This is a genomic window from Dietzia sp. IN118 (assembly GCF_032905965.1).
GTDB lineage: Bacteria > Actinomycetota > Actinomycetes > Mycobacteriales > Mycobacteriaceae > Dietzia > Dietzia kunjamensis.
Genome location: NZ_JAUMSR010000001.1, coordinates 865535 through 883660 on the forward strand (window position 1 = coordinate 865535; position 18126 = coordinate 883660).

Genomic DNA, 18126 nt, shown 5'->3' on the forward strand with positions numbered 1-18126 from the left:
CGGCCCCGGGACTCCGGGGCCGGGCCGTTTCGCGTTGCGGGGGCGCACGGGACGGCCGAATGTAACGGATCACCGTGGTGTAACGAATTTTGAGTAGTGTGTCAGCGTCCGACGCTGGCCGAGAGGACAGGATCGTCATATGGGGAACGAACCACATTTCGGCCGACGGGGGAGTGGGCGGGGCGATCGCCGTCGTGGTCTGAGTGCGCTCGCGATCGGCGCGGTCGTGATCACGACGACGGCCACGGGGCTTCCCGTCGCCGGCGCCCAGAGCACGGGCCCGGGGTCAGTCGATCCGGGATCCCTCGTTCCCAGCGTGGCGCCCGGGAGCCTGTTGGGCGCACCATCGCTCAGTATCGCCGCGTCGACCCAGCTCGGTGCCCCGATCCCGGTCACGTCCGTCCTCGGTTCCGTCGGCGCCATCGGTTCCAGCGATTTCCCCCGTCCGGGAAGCTCCCAACCCCCGGCCGGGCCGCGGGCGACACGTGACGAATCCATCGTGAGCTCCACCGTGCAGCGGATCGAGCCGCTCTTCCCCGCGTCGACGGAGGCGGTCGACCGTCGCGCCGAGGTGTGGACCGTGACGTCTGAATCCATGCAACGGACGGTCCGCGTCGAGGTCTACCGCGCCCCGGCGGGCGTCGACGCGCCCAACGTGTACTTCCTCGACGGCGTCGGTTCCGAGGTCCCGTCCGGGTGGAGCACGGGTATGGGCTGGGGCGATCCCGCGCTGCGCGACCGCGCGGTGAACGTGATCGTTCCGACGGGCGGCCCGGCGTCGATGTGGTCCGACTGGCAGGCGGACGATCCCGTCCTGGGCCCCAACAACTGGGAGACGTTCCTCACCGAGGAGTTGCCGCCGCTGCTCGAGGCCGGTTTACCCGGGGCCGCGGGGCCGCTCGCCCACAACGGGAGCTGGGGGGTCATGGGCGTGTCGATGGGGGCGTCCGCGGCGCTTCATCTGGCCAACAGGAACGAGATGTTCGGAGGCGCCGCCGGTATCAGCGGCGCCTATTCGACCACCGACGAGCTCGGCTACCAGTACGCGCGACTCACCGTGGCCGCTCGCCACGGGGACGTCACCAACATGTGGGGGCCGCGCGGGTCCCGGGAGTGGGTGGAGCACGACACCGTGGCGGACCCCTCCGGGCTCGAGGGCAAGGCGGTCTACCTCAGCGCCGCGACCGGGCTGGTGGGTTCCAGCGAGCTCGGCCGCTTCGGCAGCAACGAACTCGTGCTCATCGACGGACATGTCCTCGAGAAGGGCTCCTACGAGAGCACCCGTGCACTCGAGGCCGCGCTCGCGTCGGTTCCCGGGGTCGACCTGAGGATGAACTACATGCCCTCCGGGATCCACAACTGGCCGGTCTTCGTCACCGAGATGCGGCCGGGGATGGATCACGTCCTCTCCGGACTGCCCGACGCCGCGCCCAACGGGCGGAGGACGACGGGGGGCGTGGCGGACTCCGGGGCTAGCGCTGCCGGCTCATCGGGATCGAGCGGTTCGACGGGTTCCCTGCGTGGATCCGGATCGGCCGGTTCGAGCGGTAGCTGACCGGGATTTGGGTCCCGGTGCATGCGCACCCTACACTGGACCAGTTGCCCGACCTGGCACGTCTCGACGTGTCGACGGGTGGCATGACCGCGTGTGTCGGGTCGGTATCCGGCACACATTGAACAGACCTGGTCAGGAGAACCATGATCCAGCAGGAGTCGCGGCTGAAGGTCGCCGACAACACGGGTGCCAAGGAGATTCTCTGCATCCGCGTTCTCGGCGGTTCCAAGCGCCGCTACGCAGGCGTGGGCGACATCATCGTCGCCACCGTCAAGGACGCCATCCCCGGTGGCAACGTCAAGAAGGGTGAGGTCGTCAAGGCCGTCATCGTGCGCACCGCCAAGGAGCGCCGTCGCCCGGACGGCTCGTACATCAAGTTCGACGAGAACGCCGCCGTCATCATCAAGAACGACAACGATCCGCGCGGAACGCGCATCTTCGGGCCCGTCGGCCGCGAACTGCGCGACAAGAAGTTCATGCGGATCGTCTCGCTGGCTCCGGAGGTGCTCTGACATGAAGGTTCACAAGGGCGACACGGTGCTGGTCATCTCCGGTAAGGACAAGGGCGCCAAGGGCAAGGTCATCCAGGCTTTCCCGGCTCAGGAGAAGGTCCTCGTCGAGGGCGTCAACCGCATCAAGAAGCACACCTCCAACTCGGCTGCCGAGCGCGGCGCCTCCTCGGGCGGCATCGTCACCCAGGAGGCCCCGATCCACGTGTCCAACGTGATGGTCGTGGACGCCGACGGCACCCCGACCCGGGTCGGAATCCGCACCGACGAGAACGGCAAGCGCGTCCGTGTCTCGCGCAAGACCGGGAAGGACCTGTGACCATGACTGAGACCGCTCTTCCCTCCGGGTACACCCCTCGCCTCAAGGACAAGTACCGCAGCGAGATCCGGCCGGCACTCAACGAGACGTTCGAGTACGCCAACGTCATGCAGATCCCGGGCGTCGCGAAGGTCGTCGTCAACATGGGTGTCGGTGACGCCGCCCGCGACGCCAAGCTCATCAACGGCGCCATCAACGACCTCACGCTGATCACCGGCCAGAAGCCGGAGGTCCGTCGGGCCCGCAAGTCCATCGCACAGTTCAAGCTGCGTGAGGGCATGCCGATCGGTGCGCGCGTCACCCTGCGCGGCGACCGCATGTGGGAGTTCCTCGATCGCCTGACGACCGTCGCGCTCCCGCGTATCCGTGACTTCCGCGGACTCTCGGGCAAGCAGTTCGACGGCCACGGCAACTACACGTTCGGCCTCAACGAGCAGACGATGTTCTACGAGATCGATGTCGACAAGGTCGACCGCCCCCGGGGCATGGACATCACGGTCGTCACGACCGCAACGAACGACGAAGAGGGCCGGGCACTGCTCAAGCAGCTCGGATTCCCCTTCAAGGAGGACTGACCTCCTCCACCGGCCGGACCGGCCGTCCCCGCCGGGGCACCGCATCGCGGTTCCCCGGCGGCGGGCAGACGGCCCAGTCGTCTGGTCGCGCCCCGGTGAGAAGAGCACCGGCCGCGGCGGGAACACCGGGATGCCCGAGGGGCGCCGGATCCCATACAAGAGAACATTCGCACTCTTCGTGATAGGCCCACGACGTCACGTGGGCGGCCCACAGGTCGCCGTACGGGACGTGTTGCATGGGAACCGTTACGAGAAAGGAACATGGTCCATCCATGTCGATGACCGATCCCATCGCGGACATGCTGACGCGTGTGCGTAACGCCAATTCGGCGTACCACGACACCGTGTCGATGCCGCATTCGAAGCTCAAGGGCAACATCGCTGCCATCCTCCAGCAGGAGGGTTACATCGCGGGCTACAACGTCGAGGACGCAGAGGTGGGCAAGAAGCTCACCATCGACCTCAAGTACGGCCCCTCGCGCCAGCGCAGCATCCAGGGCATCAAGCGCATCTCGAAGCCGGGTCTGCGCGTGTACGCCAAGTCCACCGAACTGCCCAAGGTCCTCGGTGGCCTGGGCGTCGCGATCATCTCGACGTCCCAGGGTCTGCTCACGGACCGCCAGGCGAACAACAAGAAGGTGGGCGGGGAAGTCCTCGCCCACGTCTGGTAAGGGGGGCGAGAAATGTCACGTATCGGCAAGGCTCCGATCACCGTCCCGTCCGGTGTCGACATCAGGGTCGACGGCCAGACCGTCACCGTCAAGGGTCCCAAGGGCGAGCTCTCGCAGGTTCTGCCCGGGGCGATCTCGGTCTCGATCGAGGACGGCACCGTCACGGTGAACCGTCCCGACGACCACCGCGACAACCGGTCACTGCACGGCCTGTCCCGCTCGCTGGTCAACAACATGATCGTCGGCGTCACCGAGGGCTACAAGCAGGACATGGAGATCTTCGGCGTCGGTTACCGCGTCGTGGCCAAGGGCCAGGATCTCGAATTCGCCCTGGGCTACTCGCATCCGGTTCCGGTCACCGCTCCCGACGGCATCACGTTCGCCGTCGACGGTGCGACCAAGTTCTCGATCTCCGGGATCGACAAGCAGCAGGTGGGCCAGATCGCCGCCAACATCAAGCGACTGCGGAAGCACGACCCGTACAAGGGCAAGGGCATCCGCTACGCCGGCGAACAGGTCCGTCGCAAGGTCGGAAAGACGGGTAAGTGATCATGAGCAGCACCAAGAAGCGTTCACCGCTGGGCACCGATGTCTCCACCGCACGTCGCGAGGGTCGCGCCCGGCGCCATTACCGACTCCGCAAGAAGGTCTCCGGTACGCCGGAGCGTCCGCGGTTGGTCGTCAACCGGTCCTCGCGTCACATCCACGCCCAGATCATCGACGATCTGGCCGGCCACACGCTGGCCGCAGCCTCCACCATCGAGGCGGATGTGCGCTCCCTCGAGGGCGACAAGAAGGCCCGCAGCGCGAAGGTCGGCCAGCTCCTGGCCGAGCGCGCCAAGGCTGCCGGCATCGACGCCGTCGTGTTCGACCGTGGTGGCAACAAGTACCACGGCCGGATCGCGTCCCTCGCCGACGCCGCCCGCGAGGGTGGGCTGGAGTTCTGATGACCAACACCACTGCACTGTTCGCTAACGGAAGGACCGTCTGATGCCGGGACGTCAGCGTCGTGACGGCGGAAGCAACGGCCCCGCCGCAGACAACAAGACCACCACCGACAACGCCCAGGGCCGCGGCGGAGACCGCGGTCGTGGCCGGGGTCGCGACGATCGTCGCGGCCGCGACGAGGAGAAGTCGCAGTACATCGAGCGCGTCGTCACCATCAACCGTGTCTCCAAGGTCGTCAAGGGTGGTCGGCGCTTCAGCTTCACCGCCCTGGTGATCCTGGGTGACGGCAACGGCATGGTCGGCGTCGGGTACGGCAAGGCCAAGGAGGTGCCGGCGGCGATCCAGAAGGGATCGGAGGAGGCACGGAAGAACTTCTTCCGCGTTCCGCTCATCGCCTCCACCATCCCCCACCCGATCCAGGGTGAGGCTGCTGCCGGCGTCGTCATGCTCCGCCCCGCCTCGCCGGGTACCGGTGTCATCGCCGGTGGCGCCGCTCGCGCGGTGCTCGAGTGTGCCGGAGTCAACGACATCCTGTGCAAGTCTCTGGGGTCGGACAACGCCATCAACGTGGTCCACGCGACCGTGGCGGCGCTCAAGGGTCTGCATCGTCCCGAGGAGGTCGCGGCTCGTCGCGGCCTGCCGATCGAGGACGTCGCGCCCGCGGGCATGCTCCGTGCGCGTGCCGGACAGGGGGCCTGATCATGGCTAGCCTCAAGATCACCCAGGTCCGCGGGACCGTGGGGACCAAGAAGAACCAGCGGGACTCCCTGCGTACGCTCGGCCTCAAGGGCATCCGGAAGACGGTCGTGCGTGAGGACAACGCGCAGACCCGGGGTCTCATCAACGTCGTGAACCACCTCGTCGTGGTCGAAGAGACGGAGTGAGAATGACTATCAAGTTGCATCACCTGCGCCCGGCTCCCGGGTCGCACGCCGAGAAGATCCGTGTGGGTCGCGGCGAGGGCGGCAAGCGCGGCAAGACCGCCGGCCGCGGTACCAAGGGCACCAAGGCGCGTAAGAACGTCCCCGCGGCGTTCGAGGGCGGCCAGATGCCGATCCACATGCGGCTCCCGAAGCTCAAGGGCTTCAAGAACCGCAACAAGGTCGTCTTCCAGGTCGTCAACGTGTCCGACATCCAGCGGCTGTTCCCGCAGGGCGGCGAGGTCGGCGTGTCCGAGCTCGTGGCCGCGGGCGCGGTCCGGAAGAACCAGCCGGTCAAGGTGCTGGGCGACGGGGACATCTCCGTGGCCGTCACCGTGACCGCCGACAAGGTCTCCGCCTCGGCCAAGAGCAAGATCGAGGCCGCCGGCGGAAGCGTGTCGGAGGCCGGGGCCTGATACCCCGCCCGGCCCGTTCACGGGTCGATGACGGGTGCAGGGGTCGGGTCCGAGAGTCTCGGATCCGGCCCCTGCGCTCGTCTTGATAGAGTTTTCCCGTTGTGCGTTTCGGGGTCGGCGCCCGCCGGAAGGTCGGCCCGACTTCCCCCGGCGCATCTGCTTTCGACGACCGGCGGCCCGACGGCCGACCACGACCAGGAGGACATGTGCTCTCCGCACTCGCGTCCGCGATCAAGGACCGGGACCTGAGGAAGAAGATCTTCTTCACCCTGGGGATCATCATCCTCTACCGGATCGGCGCGCAGATCCCGTCGCCCGGCGTCGACTACCCCAAGCTCCGGGGTCTGCTCGACACGGCGATGACCGGGGACAACGCACAGTTGTTCTCCCTGGTGAACCTCTTCTCCGGTGGCGCCCTGCTGCAGTTGTCGGTCTTCGCGATCGGCATCATGCCCTTCATCACCGCGAGCATCATCGTCCAACTGCTCACGGTGGTGATCCCGTACTTCGAGCAGTTGAAGAAGGAGGGGCAGTCCGGCCAGGCGAAGATGACGCAGTACACGCGTTATCTCACCATCGCGCTCGCCGTCCTGCAGTCCGCCGGCATCGTCGCGCTGGCCGACCGGGGGCAGCTCCTCGGCAACGGCCAGTCCGTCCTGATGGACGACAACATCCTCACGCTGCTCACCATCGTCATCGTCATGACCGCGGGCGCCGCACTCGTCATGTGGTTCGGTGAACTGATCACCGACCGTGGCGTCGGTAACGGCATGTCGCTGCTCATCTTCGCCGGTATCGCGTCCCGCATCCCGGCCGAGGGCGTGAACATCTACCAGAACTCGTCGACCATGAAGTTCGCGGCCGTCATGTTCGCGGTCGTCCTCATCGTCGTCGCCGTCGTCTTCGTCGAGCAGGGTCAGCGCCGCATCCCCGTCCAGTACGCCAAGCGCATGGTCGGCCGCCGCCAGTACGGCGGCACCTCCACCTACCTGCCGCTCAAGGTCAACCAGGCCGGCGTCATCCCGGTGATCTTCGCGTCGTCGCTGATGTACGTGCCGATCCTCATCACCCAGCTGATCCAGGGGCCCGAGCCGTCGAGCGACGGGTTCTGGCAGCGGTACGTCATGCAGTACCTGCAGAACCCCTCCAGCTGGGGCTACATCCTCCTGTACTTCGCCCTCATCATCTTCTTCGCGTACTTCTACGTGGCCATCCAGTTCGACCCGATGGAGCAGGCCGAGAACATGAAGAAGTACGGCGGGTTCATCCCGGGCATCCGCCCGGGCCGCCCGACGGCCGAATACCTGGGCTATGTCCTCAACCGGATCCTGCTGTTCGGTTCGCTGTACCTCGGTCTGATCGCGGTACTCCCCAACGTCTTCCTCGACATGGGCAGCGGGGGTGGAGATCTGCAGAACATGCCGTTCGGCGGCACCGCTGTGCTCATCATGGTCTCCGTGGGCCTCGATACCGTGAAGCAGGTCGAGGCGCAGCTGATGCAGCGCAACTACGAGGGCTTCCTCAAGTAGGCGCGGCCTCGTCCGAGCACACCAACTGTAGAAAGGCTGGTCCCCACCATGCGTCTCGTCCTCCTCGGCCCTCCCGGAGCCGGCAAGGGCACCCAGGCTGCTCTGCTCTCGGAGAAGCTCGGCGTCCCACACATCTCGACCGGTGATCTGTTCCGCGCCAACATCTCCCAGGGCACCGACCTCGGGAAGGAGGCCAAGAGCTACATCGACGCCGGCAACCTCGTCCCCGCCGAGGTGACGAACCGCATGGTCGCCGCGCGCATCGCCGAGCCCGACGCCACCGAGGGCTTCCTCCTGGACGGATACCCCCGCAGTGCAGCGCAGGCGGACGCGCTCAAGGAGATGCTCGGCGAGGCCGGCCACACCCTCGACGCGGTCCTGGAGTTCAAGGTCGACGACGACACCGTGGTCAAGCGCATGCTCGCCCGGGGGCGCGAGGACGACACCGAGGACGTCATCCGGAACCGCATGTCGGTCTACCGGTCGGAGACGGCCCCGCTGCTCGAGTACTACGCCGGTGAGGTCAAGAGCATCGACGCCGTCGGTGAGGTCGACGAGATCAACGCACGCGCGCTCGCCGCGCTGGGTCGCTGACGCCCGCCGTGTTCGGACGGTCCCGCAAGGGCGTGGTCACCGCGCGTACCCCGGGTGAGTTGGACGCCATGGAGGCGGCCGGTCGTATCGTCGGACGGGCGTTGATCGCCGCCCGTGAGGCCGCTGTCCCGGGTGCCACCACCGGTGACCTCGACGAGGTCGTCGAGCAACTGATCCGGGACGCCGGGGCCGTGCCGTCCTTCAAGGGGTACGAGGGGTTCCCGGGATCGATCTGCTCCTCGGTCAACGACGTCGTGGTGCACGGGATCCCCGGGCCCGACACCGTCCTGGGGGACGGGGACCTCGTCTCCGTCGACTGCGGCGCCATCCTCGACGGGTGGCACGGGGACTCCGCGTGGTCGTTCGGGGTGGGGACTCTCGCCCCGGAGGTCGCGACCCTCAACGACGCCACGCGGGAGGTCCTCGACGAGGGCATCCTGGCGATGCTGCCCGGGAACAAGCTCACCGACGTCTCGCACGCCCTCGAGGTGGCGACGCGGAGGGCGGAGGAGCGTCACGGCGTCAGCCTGGGCATCGTCGACGGTTTCGGGGGCCACGGGATCGGCCGCGAGATGCACGAATGGCCGTTCCTCGCCAACGAGGGCAAGCCCGGACGCGGCCCCCGGCTGCAGGAGGGTTCGGTCCTGGCGGTCGAGCCGATGCTCGTGCTGGGCGGTGAGACCGACACCCGGACCCTGTCCGATGACTGGACGGTCGTCACCGTCGACGGGTCGCCGGCGGCGCACTGGGAACACACGGTCGCCGTGACGGTGGACGGCCCCCGGATCCTCACGCCCCGCCCGCGCAGCTGAGGACGCACCGCGACCGGGGTCGCCGCTCCGGGGGATCGGAGCGGGTCGACCGCTGACGGTCGCCCACACCGGGTTACAGTGTGTGCCGGTAGTGAACATCTGCTTCCAAAGGTCCCGGCATGCTCGCTGAGCAGGAGTCCGTCGCGCGTCGATCAGTCGTGCGGGGAGCCGTCGCGCTGGTCGTGACGCTCGCTGTCGCCCTCGTCCACATCTCGGGCCCGGGCGTCGCCCCCTCCACCGCCCAGTCGGTGATGGAGGGGGGCGCGGGGTCGATCGAGGCGGATCCCCAGCCGGGGCCGTTCTACCACGCGGATCCGCAACACCTCGCGGACGCCCCTCTCGGTGAGGTGATCAACTCCCGGGACGTGACCATGCCGGCGTTCCTCGGATACCGGGTCACCGAGATCGCCTACCGGTCGACCGACTCCCGCGATCGGCCGCTACTGGCCACCGCGACGGTCGTCCGGCCGCACCACGCCCGCCCCGACGGTCCGGTGTTGAGCTACCAGCACTACCTCAATGCGCTCGGACAGCGATGCGCGCCCACCGAGACCCTCGTCCACCCGACGCTGGAGACCGTGCAGGACAACGCGATGGTGTTCCTGCGGACGCGTCTGGACCAGGGATGGACGGTCATCATCACGGACCACCTCGGTCCGAAGGTCGCCTATCCCGGCGGTCAGTTGTCGGGCCGGATCGTGTTGGACGGGATGCGTGCGGTGCGGGACGACCCGCGCTTCGATTCCAGGCACAGCCGGTTCGGCGCCCTCGGCTACTCCGGGGGCGGCATCGCGAGCGCGTGGGTGTCGCTCCTGCACGACGACTACGCCCCGGACGTGAATCTCGTCGGGGTGGCGCAGGGCGGTGTCCCGACCGACATGACCACGATGGCGCGGATGGTCGGCAACTGGCCGCACCCGGCGTTCGGCCTGGCGTTCGCCGCGGCTGTCGGCATGGCGCGGGAGTACCCGGAGGCGATCCGGCTCGAGGAGAAGCTCACGCCGGACGGGTGGGCGCTCTACAGCCAGCTGAAGGGGCGCTGCACCGCGACCCTGTTGACGGTCGGGGCGTTCCGGTCCGTCCCGATGGTCCTCCGGGGAGGCGACCTCCTGGCAGAGGAGGGGCTGATGCGGGCGTTCGCGGAGAACAGCATCCGTCAGAGCCCGGACGTGCCCCGGGTCCCGGTGTTCATGTGGCATTCCGGGACCGACCCGCTCGTGCCGTTCTGGGACGCGGAGGAGACCGCCAAGCGGTACTGCCGAGAGGGCGCGCCGCTGACGTGGGAGCCGGGACTCGCGCCGGAGCACCTCATGGGCGCGGTGGAGAAACTGCCCGCGGCGATGAACTGGCTCCAGCAGCGCTTCGACGGGGTGCCCGCGGGGCGGGCCTGCTACGTCTGACCGTCGGTCACCGGGACCGCCGAGGGGACGCCGAGCGGGCGGCGAGGGCCCTGTCGGTGCCCGATTGGCGCAGATCCATCACCTGACGTAGGCTTATACGTCGGTGTGCCCACCAGTGCACCGACAATCCGGTAGACGTCACCCGGGGAATCGTGGAGGACCGTAACCAGCATGGCAAAGAAAGACGGAGCCATCGAGGTCGAGGGCCGTGTCGTTGAGCCGTTGCCGAACGCAATGTTCCGCATCGAACTCGAGAACGGGCACAAGGTCCTCGCACACATCAGTGGGAAGATGCGGCAGCACTACATCCGCATCCTCCCCGAGGACCGCGTGGTCGTGGAGCTCTCGCCCTACGACCTGACCCGCGGCCGGATCGTCTACCGGTACAAGTAAGACGCTCAACTCCCCGCACCAGCCGCCGAGCCCCACAGGGGCCGGCGGGATCACACCCTCGGAAGCGGAGGCCGGGGCCCCGGACGGTTGCTCATCGTGAGATGACCATCCGACAACGGGGACGGTCGGGGAGCAGACCTACCGCACGACGAAAGAGAAACGCCACATGGCACGTCTAGCCGGCGTTGATCTCCCGCGCGACAAGCGCATGGAGATCGCGCTCACCTACATTTTCGGCATCGGTCGCACCCGGTCGCTGGAGATCCTGGGGCGCACGGGCATCAGCCCGGATCTGCGCACCAAGGACCTCACCGACGAGCAGTTGACCGTCCTTCGTGACGACATCGAGGGCAACTACAAGGTGGAGGGTGACCTCCGCCGCGAGGTCCAGGGCGACATCCGCCGGAAGATCGAGATCGGTAGCTACCAGGGCCTGCGCCACCGCCGTGGCCTGCCGGTCCGTGGACAGCGCACCAAGACCAACGCCCGTACCCGTAAGGGTCCGAAGAAGACCGTCGCCGGAAAGAAGAAGTAATGCCCCCCAAGTCACGCGCTGCGGGCCCCAAGAAGACGGGCCGTCGCAAGGAAAAGAAGAACGTGCCCCTGGGCCAGGCCCACATCAAGAGCACGTTCAACAACACGATCGTCTCGATCACCGACCCGTCCGGTGGCGTCCTCGCATGGGCGTCCTCCGGCCACGTCGGCTTCAAGGGCTCGCGCAAGTCGACGCCCTTCGCCGCCCAGCTCGCCGCCGAGAACGCGGCCCGCAAGGCGCAGGAACACGGCGTCAAGAAGGTCGACGTGTTCGTCAAGGGCCCCGGCTCGGGACGTGAGACCGCGATCCGCTCGCTCCAGGCCGCCGGCCTCGAGGTGGGCACGATCTCCGATGTCACCCCCCAGCCCCACAACGGCTGTCGTCCGCCCAAGCGGCGTCGAGTCTGAGCCGGAAGGAACGCACTAAATCATGGCACGTTACACCGGCCCCGTCACCCGCAAGTCCCGCCGTCTGGGCGTGGACCTCGTGGGTGGAGACACCGCATTCGAGCGTCGGCCCTTCCCGCCCGGTCACCACGGCCGCGCGCGGATCAAGGAGTCCGAGTACCGCACCCAGCTGCAGGAGAAGCAGAAGGCCCGCTTCACCTACGGCGTGATGGAGAAGCAGTTCCGTCGTTACTACGAGGAGGCGAACCGCCGCGCCGGCAAGACCGGTGAGAACCTCCTGCAGATCCTCGAGTCGCGACTGGACAACGTCGTGTACCGCGCGGGTCTCGCGCGGACGCGTCGCCAGGCCCGTCAGCTCGTGGCCCACGGTCACTTCCTGGTCAACGACCAGAAGGTCACCATCCCGAGCTACCGGGTCTCGCAGTACGACATCGTCGACGTCCGTCCCAAGTCCACCAAGATGGACTGGTTCGAGATCGCCCAGGAGACCCTCGGCGAGCGTCCCGTCCCGGCGTGGCTGCAGGTCGTCCCGACGACCCTGCGGGTCCTCGTCCACCAGCTCCCCGAGCGCGCGCAGATCGATGTGCCGCTGCAGGAGCAGTTGATCGTCGAGCTCTACTCGAAGTGATCTGTCCCCCCTCGTCGCCGGGCGGGCCGCACACCGCGGCCCGCCCGGCGACGGTGGGTTCCCACGGCGTCAAATAGCGGGCGTCGAGAATCGAAAGAGGTAGCACATGCTCATCTCCCAGCGGCCCACCCTCACCGAGGAGGTCGTCTCCGAGAACCGCTCACGGTTCGTGCTCGAGCCCCTCGAGCCCGGTTTCGGCTACACCATCGGCAACTCGCTGCGGCGCACGCTGCTGTCGTCCATCCCGGGCGCGGCCGTGACCAGCATCCGCATCGAGGGCGTCCTGCACGAGTTCACCACCGTGCCTGGCGTGAAGGAGGATGTCACCGACATCATCCTCAACCTCAAGGGCCTGGTCGTCTCGTCCGTCGAGGACGAGCCGGTCACCATGTACCTCAAGAAGCAGGGTCCGGGAGCCGTCACCGCCGGTGACATCGTCCCGCCCTCCGGCGTCGAGGTGCACAACCCGGACCTGCACATCGCCACCCTCAACGAGAAGGGTCGGCTGGAGATCGAGCTGGTCGTCGAGCGTGGCCGCGGCTACGTTCCCGCCGGGCTCAACAAGGACGCGGGCCACGAGATCGGCCGGATCCCGGTCGACTCGATCTACTCGCCCGTGCTCAAGGTGACCTACAAGGTCGAGGCCACCCGTGTGCACCAGCGCACCGACTTCGACCGTCTGGTCCTGGACGTCGAGACCAAGAACTCGATGACCGCCCGGGACGCCCTGGCGTCCGCCGGCAAGACCCTCGTCGAGCTCTTCGGCCTCGCCCGTGAGCTCAACGACGAGGCGGAGGGCATCGAGATCGGGCCGAGCCCGGCCGAGGCCGACCACATCGCCGCCTACGGTATGCCGATCGACGACCTGGACCTGTCGGTCCGGTCCTACAACTGCCTCAAGCGCGAGGGCGTCCACACCGTGGGCGAGCTCGTGGCCCGCAGTGAGTCGGACCTGCTCGACATCCGGAACTTCGGACAGAAGTCGATCGACGAGGTCAAGGTCAAGCTCGTGGAGCTGGGCCTGTCCCTCAAGGACGCGCCCCCCGGATTCGATCCCGCCTCGGTCGCCGGCTACGACGCCGAGACCGGCACGTGGACCGACGAGGGCGGCGAGGATTACGCCGAGACCGAGCAGCTCTGACGAGCGCCCGGAACACCATTCCTAGGAGAATCTGATGCCCAAGCCCAAGAAGGGCGCCCGCCTCGGCGGATCCGCCGCCCACCAGCGGCTCATCCTCTCGAACCTGGCCACCCAGCTGTTCGAGCACGACGCGATCCGCACCACGGAGACCAAGGCGAAGCTGCTGCGCCCCTACGCGGAGAAGCTCATCACCAAGGCGCGTCGTGGCACGCTGGCCGACCGTCGTGAGGCCGCCAAGGTCATCCGCGACAAGGACGTCCTGCACAAGCTGTTCGCCGAGATCGGCCCCCGGGTCGCGAACCGCGACGGTGGCTACACCCGGATCGTCAAGCTCGAGAACCGCAAGGGCGACAACGCGCCCATGGCGATGATCGCGCTCGTCACCGAGGAGCTCGCCTCCGCCGAGGCCTCGCGCGCCACCCGCGCCGCGGCGTCCAAGGCGGCCACCGCGCCGGCCGCGGCCCCCGCGGAGTCCACCGACGACGTCACGGCCGAGGCCGAGGCCAACAGCCCGATCGCCGATCAGGTCGAGGCCGCCGACGACGCACAGGTCGACGCCGCGGAAGAGACCGCCGAGGCCGTGTCCGAGGACACCACGCACGCCGAGGGCGAGGACGCCGACAAGGCCTGATCGCCAGCATCGGATCACGCCGTCAGGGCCCCGCCACCGCATCACGCGGTGGCGGGGCCCTCGTCGTCGATCCGGGGTGGCCGCGTGGGAGCGACGCGTGGGATCGGCGCGTGGGATCGGGATTCCAGGCGCGGGCGCACAGGCGCGGTGGGGTCAGAGTCTGTCTGCCACCGCCGCGGCCATCGCGCGCTGGCCGGCCGCGGTCGGGTGCATCGGATGCGAGCCGGTCTCCGCACCGGTGAAGCTGGTGTACCGCTCGTCCGCCGGGGCGCAGGCGTGGCGTTCCCCGGCGTCGTCGGGGACGACGATCTCGGCGCCGGCCCGGACGGCCGCGTCGGTCACCGCGCTGTTGACCCGGTCGGTGACGGCCCGCGTCCAGGTGACGTCGCCGGGGCTGACGCGTTCGGTGAAGTCGCAGCCGCCGTCCGGCGGTACGAGTGGCATGTACGCGGTCACCACGATGCGGGCCGCGGGGGACCGCTCCCGGATCCCGGCGTGGACCGCGTCGAGACGGGCCCCGAGCCCCTCGAGTGACGACGAGACCCCCGCGTCCAACCGCTCGCGACACGGCGCCCCGTCGGTGGCCCTGGGCGTCTGCACCACGCACCCGGCGATCGCGCCGAACCCGATGTCGTTGCCGCCGATGGAGAGCGTCACCAGGTCGGTGTCCGCGGTGAGGGCATCGAACTGCGGTGGTGTCTGCGCGATCTGGGGCACCGTCATGTCCACGGTCCTCGCGCCGCCACACGTGACGTCCACGAACTCGGCGACGTCCAGCTGCTCGGCGAGCACCGACGGGTAGTTGAGCGACGAACGCAGGCACCCCGCCGGCCCGCTCGTGGGGGCGCCGGTCGGGCCCAGGGCGGCGAACGAGTCGCCCAGCGCCACGTATCTCCCGATCGCCGGCCCGGCCTCGCTGGCGGTGTCGGTACTTGTGGTGTCGGTGGTGGTGGTGCCGGTGGCGGCGGCACCGGCCGCGGCGGGCGGGGCCTCGTCGTCGTCGCCGGGGGCACAGGAGGACAGGGCGAGGGCGACGGCCGCGCCGACGGCGAGGAGCGCGGCGCGGTAAGGGGACGGGGACGGGGACGTGGACATGGTCCCCATCGTGCCGGAACGGCCCGCGGCGGGCGGTGTGGCGGGCACGCGCGGCGGTGGTCTAGCGTCTGTAGGCCGTGAGCATTCGCCGGATCCGCCTGGACGTCGCCTACGACGGCACCGATTTCTCCGGCTGGGCGCGCCAGCCCGGGCTGAGGACCGTGTGCGGGGTGCTCGAGGCCGAACTCGCGAAGATCCTGCGCAATCCCGTCGTCCTCACGGTCGCCGGTCGCACCGACGCCGGGGTGCACGCGCGAGCGCAGGTGTGCCATCTCGACGTGGACCCGCAGTGGTTGGACCAGCGCTCGCTGGAGGGACGCCCCGAGGCGCTCGTGCGTCGGCTCGCGCGGCTACTGCCGGCGGACATCGCGGTGATGGACGCCCGGTGGGTCCCGGACGCGTTCGACGCCCGGTTCTCCGCGCTGCGCCGGCACTACGAGTACCGCCTCACCACGGCGCCGTGGGGGCCCGAGCCGACCCGCGCCCGCGACACCGCCGCCTGGCAGCGCGGCGCCGACCTCGACGCGGTCCGCGACGCGTCCGAACGGCTGCTGGGGCTACACGACTTCGCTGCGTTCTGCCGTCGCCGGGAGGGCGCCACCACCATCCGTGAGCTGCAACGCTTCGACTGGCGTGCCGAGCCGGACCCGCGCGGCGAGGACGCGCCGGGGGCCGCCGAGGTGTGGACGGCGTCGGTGAGTGCGGACGCGTTCTGCTGGTCGATGGTGCGCAGCCTCGTGGGCGCCGTGATGGCCGTGGGGGAGGGCCGGCGCAGCCCCGACTGGATCAGCGGGCTGCTCACCGAGACCGAGCGGTCATCCGCGGTTCCGGTCGCGCCGGCGTGCGGACTCGCCCTGGTGGGGGTGGACTACCCGGCTGACGACGACCTGGCGGCGCGCAACCTCGTCACCCGCGAGGTGCGGCCGGGGCTGGGCGGGGCGGCGGGCACCGATGACGGAGCCGGGCCGGGCGCGGCGTCCGGGACGGGGTCCGGCGCGGGCTGCTGTGGGGACTAGACCGGCGCCGCGTCGAGGATCGGGCCCAGGGCGAACAGCATGACCATCGACCACGCCACGTGGGTGATCGCCGGGCCCAGCACTCCGCCGGTGGCCCGCCGCTGGACGGCGGTGACCAGTCCCAGGATGACGGCCGCGAGCACGAGGAGTGGGATCCCCGCGGTAGCCGTGACGGTCGCGTAGATCACCGTCGTCGTGAGGATGGGCCGCAGGTTGGCGACGGCCGAGTACACGGCACCGCGGTGGAAGCACTCCTCGGCGACGCCGTTGACCGCGGTGAGGAGCGCCACCAGGACGAGGTTGCCCACGGTGGCGTGGTCGAGCAGGGCGTCGACGGGGTCGCGCAGCGGCTCGATCCTCGCCACCACGAGCCCGCCGAGGCAGAACACCACGGCGAGCGCGGCGGCGGTGAGCACCGACGACAGGACGGGCCGGCGGGGCCGGTACGGTTCGCAGCCCACCCGGATCGGCCCGGAGGCGAACGCCCCGCCCAGCCACACCGCGGCCAGCAGTGCGGTGGCGGGGTAGAACATGGCGTCGCCGGCGGGTATCCGCAGCGCCCACGCGTTCACCGCCGCGCCGACGACGAGGGTGACGACGACGACGAGGACACGCCTCCGGCCCGGCCGCGAGGGCGCGGTGTCCATCTCGCCCGATCGCAGCGCCCGCAGGTACCGGTGGGTGGGCGAGGCGGGCGCCTCTCGCTGGTCGCTCATCGCCCGCCGCGCACACGCCCGATGGTGGGCGGGCGGACCCCGGCCCAGTCGGCGTCCGAGGGCAGCAGGCGCGCGGGATCGTCCAGCGGGTCGGCCCCGTCCCACAGCGGCGGGCGGGCCGGGCCGTGGGGGACCCGCAGGGCCTCGCGCAGCGCGTCCCGGTAGCTGGTCCGCCCGCCGGGTGGGGGTCCGAGCACCTCGTCGGCGTCGTCGACCAGCACCACGGCCTCGCAGCGCAGCGACTCCACCAGGGGCTTGGCCAGGCCGGGCTCGAGCGGGGTGACCAGTCCCATCCACAGGGAGGACAGCTTGGGCGTGAGGACGGGGACCGGGACCATGAGGCGGCGGCGCAGGCCGGCCTCCTCGGCGTAGATCTGCATCATCTGGCCGTACGTCAGCACGTCCGGGCCGCCCACGTCGATGGCCCGTCCGCGGGCGAGGTCGCCCTCCAGGGGCACCGTGGTGGCCGCGGCGAGGTAGTGCACCACGTCGCGCACGGCGATGGGTTGGATCCGGTTGCTGACCCACTTGGGCGTGACCATCCCCGGCAAGCGGGTGGTGAGGTGGCGGATCATCTCGAACGAGGCGGAGCCCGACCCGATCACGACACCGGCCTGGATCACGAGCGCGGGAACGGTGGACTCCAGCATGATCCGGGCGACGTCGGCTCGGGAGCGCAGGTGCGGGGAGAGGTCCGTCTCGTCCTCCGGGTGGAGGCCGGACAGGTGGACGATGCGCTCGATGCCCGCCTCCTCGGCGGCCCGGACGAACGGCTCGGTGGTCTCGTGCTCCTCCCGCTCGAAGTCCTTGGAGTCACCCATCGAGTGCACGAGGTGACAGGCGACGTCGACGTCGCGCAGGGCGGAGCGCAGCGCGTCGGCGTCCCCGAGGCCGCCGGAGTGGATGGTCACCTCGTCGCGCCACGGCACGTCGTCGAGGCGCTTCGGCGTCCGGGCCAGCACGGATACCTCGGCGCCGTCGGCCAGTAGCCGGGGAACGAGACGCGACCCGATGTACCCGGTCGCGCCGATCACGAGCACCCGCGGGCCGCTCCGGCCGTCGTGGCCGGGACGGAGCTGCGGGCCGGGCCGCCGCGTCGGCTCCGTGCCCTCGGGCGTACCGGAGGAGAGCCGGGCCAGATCATGTGGGGTGGTCATACCCACGACACTGCCAGCGTGGGCGCGCAGGCGCACCCGCTTCAGGCCCCGGGAGTGCCCGCTCGGCACCCGGCGGGTGTGTCGGCGCGGGCACGATCGTCGGGTTATCCGGATACTGGGGTGGAGACATGTTCACGAGGACCGCGGTGACGGGAGGAG

Annotated in this window: 24 protein-coding genes; 21 read left to right on the forward strand and 3 right to left on the reverse strand. The window is 69.4% G+C overall.

Annotated features, from left to right (window positions below):
* The first annotated feature begins 499 nt into the window (after positions 1-499).
* From Q2K20_RS04265 to rplQ, 20 genes are all read left to right on the forward strand, one after another.
* Positions 500-1555 (forward strand): alpha/beta hydrolase, encoded by a 1056-nt coding sequence (locus Q2K20_RS04265; RefSeq protein ID WP_240341252.1) that lies wholly within the window; start codon positions 500-502, stop codon positions 1553-1555.
* 143 nt (positions 1556-1698) lie between these two features.
* Positions 1699-2067, forward strand: a complete 369-nt coding sequence (gene rplN, locus Q2K20_RS04270; RefSeq protein ID WP_007628112.1) for a 50S ribosomal protein L14 — start codon at positions 1699-1701, stop codon at positions 2065-2067.
* Between the two features lies 1 nt (position 2068).
* Positions 2069-2383 carry a 50S ribosomal protein L24 gene (gene rplX, locus Q2K20_RS04275; protein ID WP_007628110.1) on the forward strand — a complete coding sequence of 105 codons (315 nt, stop codon included), beginning with the start codon at positions 2069-2071 and terminating at the stop codon, positions 2381-2383.
* Between the two features lie 2 nt (positions 2384-2385).
* A complete protein-coding gene (gene rplE, locus Q2K20_RS04280; RefSeq protein ID WP_067716660.1) occupies positions 2386-2958 on the forward strand; it encodes a 50S ribosomal protein L5 in 573 nt (190 codons plus the stop codon).
* Between the two features lie 272 nt (positions 2959-3230).
* On the forward strand, positions 3231-3629 hold the full coding sequence (gene rpsH / locus Q2K20_RS04285; protein ID WP_067716657.1) for a 30S ribosomal protein S8: 399 nt from the start codon (positions 3231-3233) through the stop codon (positions 3627-3629).
* Positions 3630-3641: 12 nt separating this feature from the next.
* Positions 3642-4178, forward strand: a complete 537-nt coding sequence (rplF, locus tag Q2K20_RS04290) for a 50S ribosomal protein L6 (RefSeq protein WP_067716654.1) — start codon at positions 3642-3644, stop codon at positions 4176-4178.
* Between the two features lie 2 nt (positions 4179-4180).
* On the forward strand, positions 4181-4576 hold the full coding sequence (rplR, locus tag Q2K20_RS04295) for a 50S ribosomal protein L18 (protein ID WP_067716997.1): 396 nt from the start codon (positions 4181-4183) through the stop codon (positions 4574-4576).
* A 43-nt stretch (positions 4577-4619) separates the two neighbouring features.
* Positions 4620-5276 (forward strand): 30S ribosomal protein S5, encoded by a 657-nt coding sequence (gene rpsE / locus Q2K20_RS04300; protein WP_067716652.1) that lies wholly within the window; start codon positions 4620-4622, stop codon positions 5274-5276.
* Positions 5277-5278: 2 nt separating this feature from the next.
* Complete coding sequence (rpmD, locus tag Q2K20_RS04305) at positions 5279-5461, forward strand: 50S ribosomal protein L30 (protein WP_067716649.1); 183 nt, start codon at positions 5279-5281, stop codon at positions 5459-5461.
* 2 nt (positions 5462-5463) lie between these two features.
* A complete protein-coding gene (gene rplO, locus Q2K20_RS04310) occupies positions 5464-5913 on the forward strand; it encodes a 50S ribosomal protein L15 (protein WP_067716646.1) in 450 nt (149 codons plus the stop codon).
* A gap of 206 nt (positions 5914-6119) precedes the next feature.
* Complete coding sequence (gene secY / locus Q2K20_RS04315) at positions 6120-7442, forward strand: preprotein translocase subunit SecY (RefSeq protein WP_067716644.1); 1323 nt, start codon at positions 6120-6122, stop codon at positions 7440-7442.
* 48 nt (positions 7443-7490) lie between these two features.
* A complete protein-coding gene (locus Q2K20_RS04320; protein ID WP_069388736.1) occupies positions 7491-8036 on the forward strand; it encodes an adenylate kinase in 546 nt (181 codons plus the stop codon).
* A gap of 8 nt (positions 8037-8044) precedes the next feature.
* Positions 8045-8848, forward strand: coding sequence for a type I methionyl aminopeptidase (map, locus tag Q2K20_RS04325; protein ID WP_069388735.1), 804 nt, complete (start codon positions 8045-8047; stop codon positions 8846-8848).
* A 119-nt stretch (positions 8849-8967) separates the two neighbouring features.
* On the forward strand, positions 8968-10248 hold the full coding sequence (locus Q2K20_RS04330) for a lipase family protein (RefSeq protein WP_269501821.1): 1281 nt from the start codon (positions 8968-8970) through the stop codon (positions 10246-10248).
* Between the two features lie 171 nt (positions 10249-10419).
* Positions 10420-10641, forward strand: coding sequence for a translation initiation factor IF-1 (gene infA, locus Q2K20_RS04335; RefSeq protein WP_005140011.1), 222 nt, complete (start codon positions 10420-10422; stop codon positions 10639-10641).
* A gap of 166 nt (positions 10642-10807) precedes the next feature.
* The gene (gene rpsM / locus Q2K20_RS04340) at positions 10808-11176 is read left to right on the forward strand and encodes a 30S ribosomal protein S13 (protein WP_067716635.1); all 369 of its coding nucleotides are present in this window, start codon (positions 10808-10810) and stop codon (positions 11174-11176) included.
* Positions 11176-11583, forward strand: a complete 408-nt coding sequence (gene rpsK / locus Q2K20_RS04345) for a 30S ribosomal protein S11 (RefSeq protein WP_067716633.1) — start codon at positions 11176-11178, stop codon at positions 11581-11583. Before rpsM ends, rpsK begins: the two co-directional genes overlap by 1 nt.
* 22 nt (positions 11584-11605) lie before the next feature.
* Entirely contained in the window at positions 11606-12211 is a 606-nt protein-coding gene (rpsD, locus tag Q2K20_RS04350; protein WP_067716630.1) for a 30S ribosomal protein S4, read from the forward strand.
* A 106-nt stretch (positions 12212-12317) separates the two neighbouring features.
* Complete coding sequence (locus Q2K20_RS04355) at positions 12318-13352, forward strand: DNA-directed RNA polymerase subunit alpha (RefSeq protein WP_067716627.1); 1035 nt, start codon at positions 12318-12320, stop codon at positions 13350-13352.
* 34 nt (positions 13353-13386) lie between these two features.
* Positions 13387-13983, forward strand: a complete 597-nt coding sequence (rplQ, locus tag Q2K20_RS04360) for a 50S ribosomal protein L17 (protein WP_067716624.1) — start codon at positions 13387-13389, stop codon at positions 13981-13983.
* A 153-nt stretch (positions 13984-14136) separates the two neighbouring features.
* Here the strand turns inward: rplQ and Q2K20_RS04365 are convergent, their stop codons facing one another.
* Complete coding sequence (locus Q2K20_RS04365) at positions 14137-15078, reverse strand: SGNH/GDSL hydrolase family protein (RefSeq protein WP_096907065.1); 942 nt, start codon at positions 15076-15078, stop codon at positions 14137-14139.
* Between the two features lie 77 nt (positions 15079-15155).
* On the opposite strand from Q2K20_RS04365, the gene truA reads away from it, so the two are divergent.
* The gene (truA, locus tag Q2K20_RS04370) at positions 15156-16094 is read left to right on the forward strand and encodes a tRNA pseudouridine(38-40) synthase TruA (RefSeq protein ID WP_269501816.1); all 939 of its coding nucleotides are present in this window, start codon (positions 15156-15158) and stop codon (positions 16092-16094) included.
* Here the strand turns inward: truA and Q2K20_RS04375 are convergent.
* Together Q2K20_RS04375 and Q2K20_RS04380 are read right to left on the reverse strand one after the other, a co-directional pair.
* Complete coding sequence (locus Q2K20_RS04375; RefSeq protein ID WP_240341253.1) at positions 16091-16810, reverse strand: CPBP family intramembrane glutamic endopeptidase; 720 nt, start codon at positions 16808-16810, stop codon at positions 16091-16093. The genes truA and Q2K20_RS04375 overlap by 4 nt on opposite strands.
* The gene (locus tag Q2K20_RS04380; RefSeq protein WP_269501815.1) at positions 16807-17967 is read right to left on the reverse strand and encodes an NAD(P)H-binding protein; all 1161 of its coding nucleotides are present in this window, start codon (positions 17965-17967) and stop codon (positions 16807-16809) included. The genes Q2K20_RS04375 and Q2K20_RS04380 overlap by 4 nt, the downstream gene beginning before the upstream one ends.
* Positions 17968-18126: the final 159 nt, after the last annotated feature.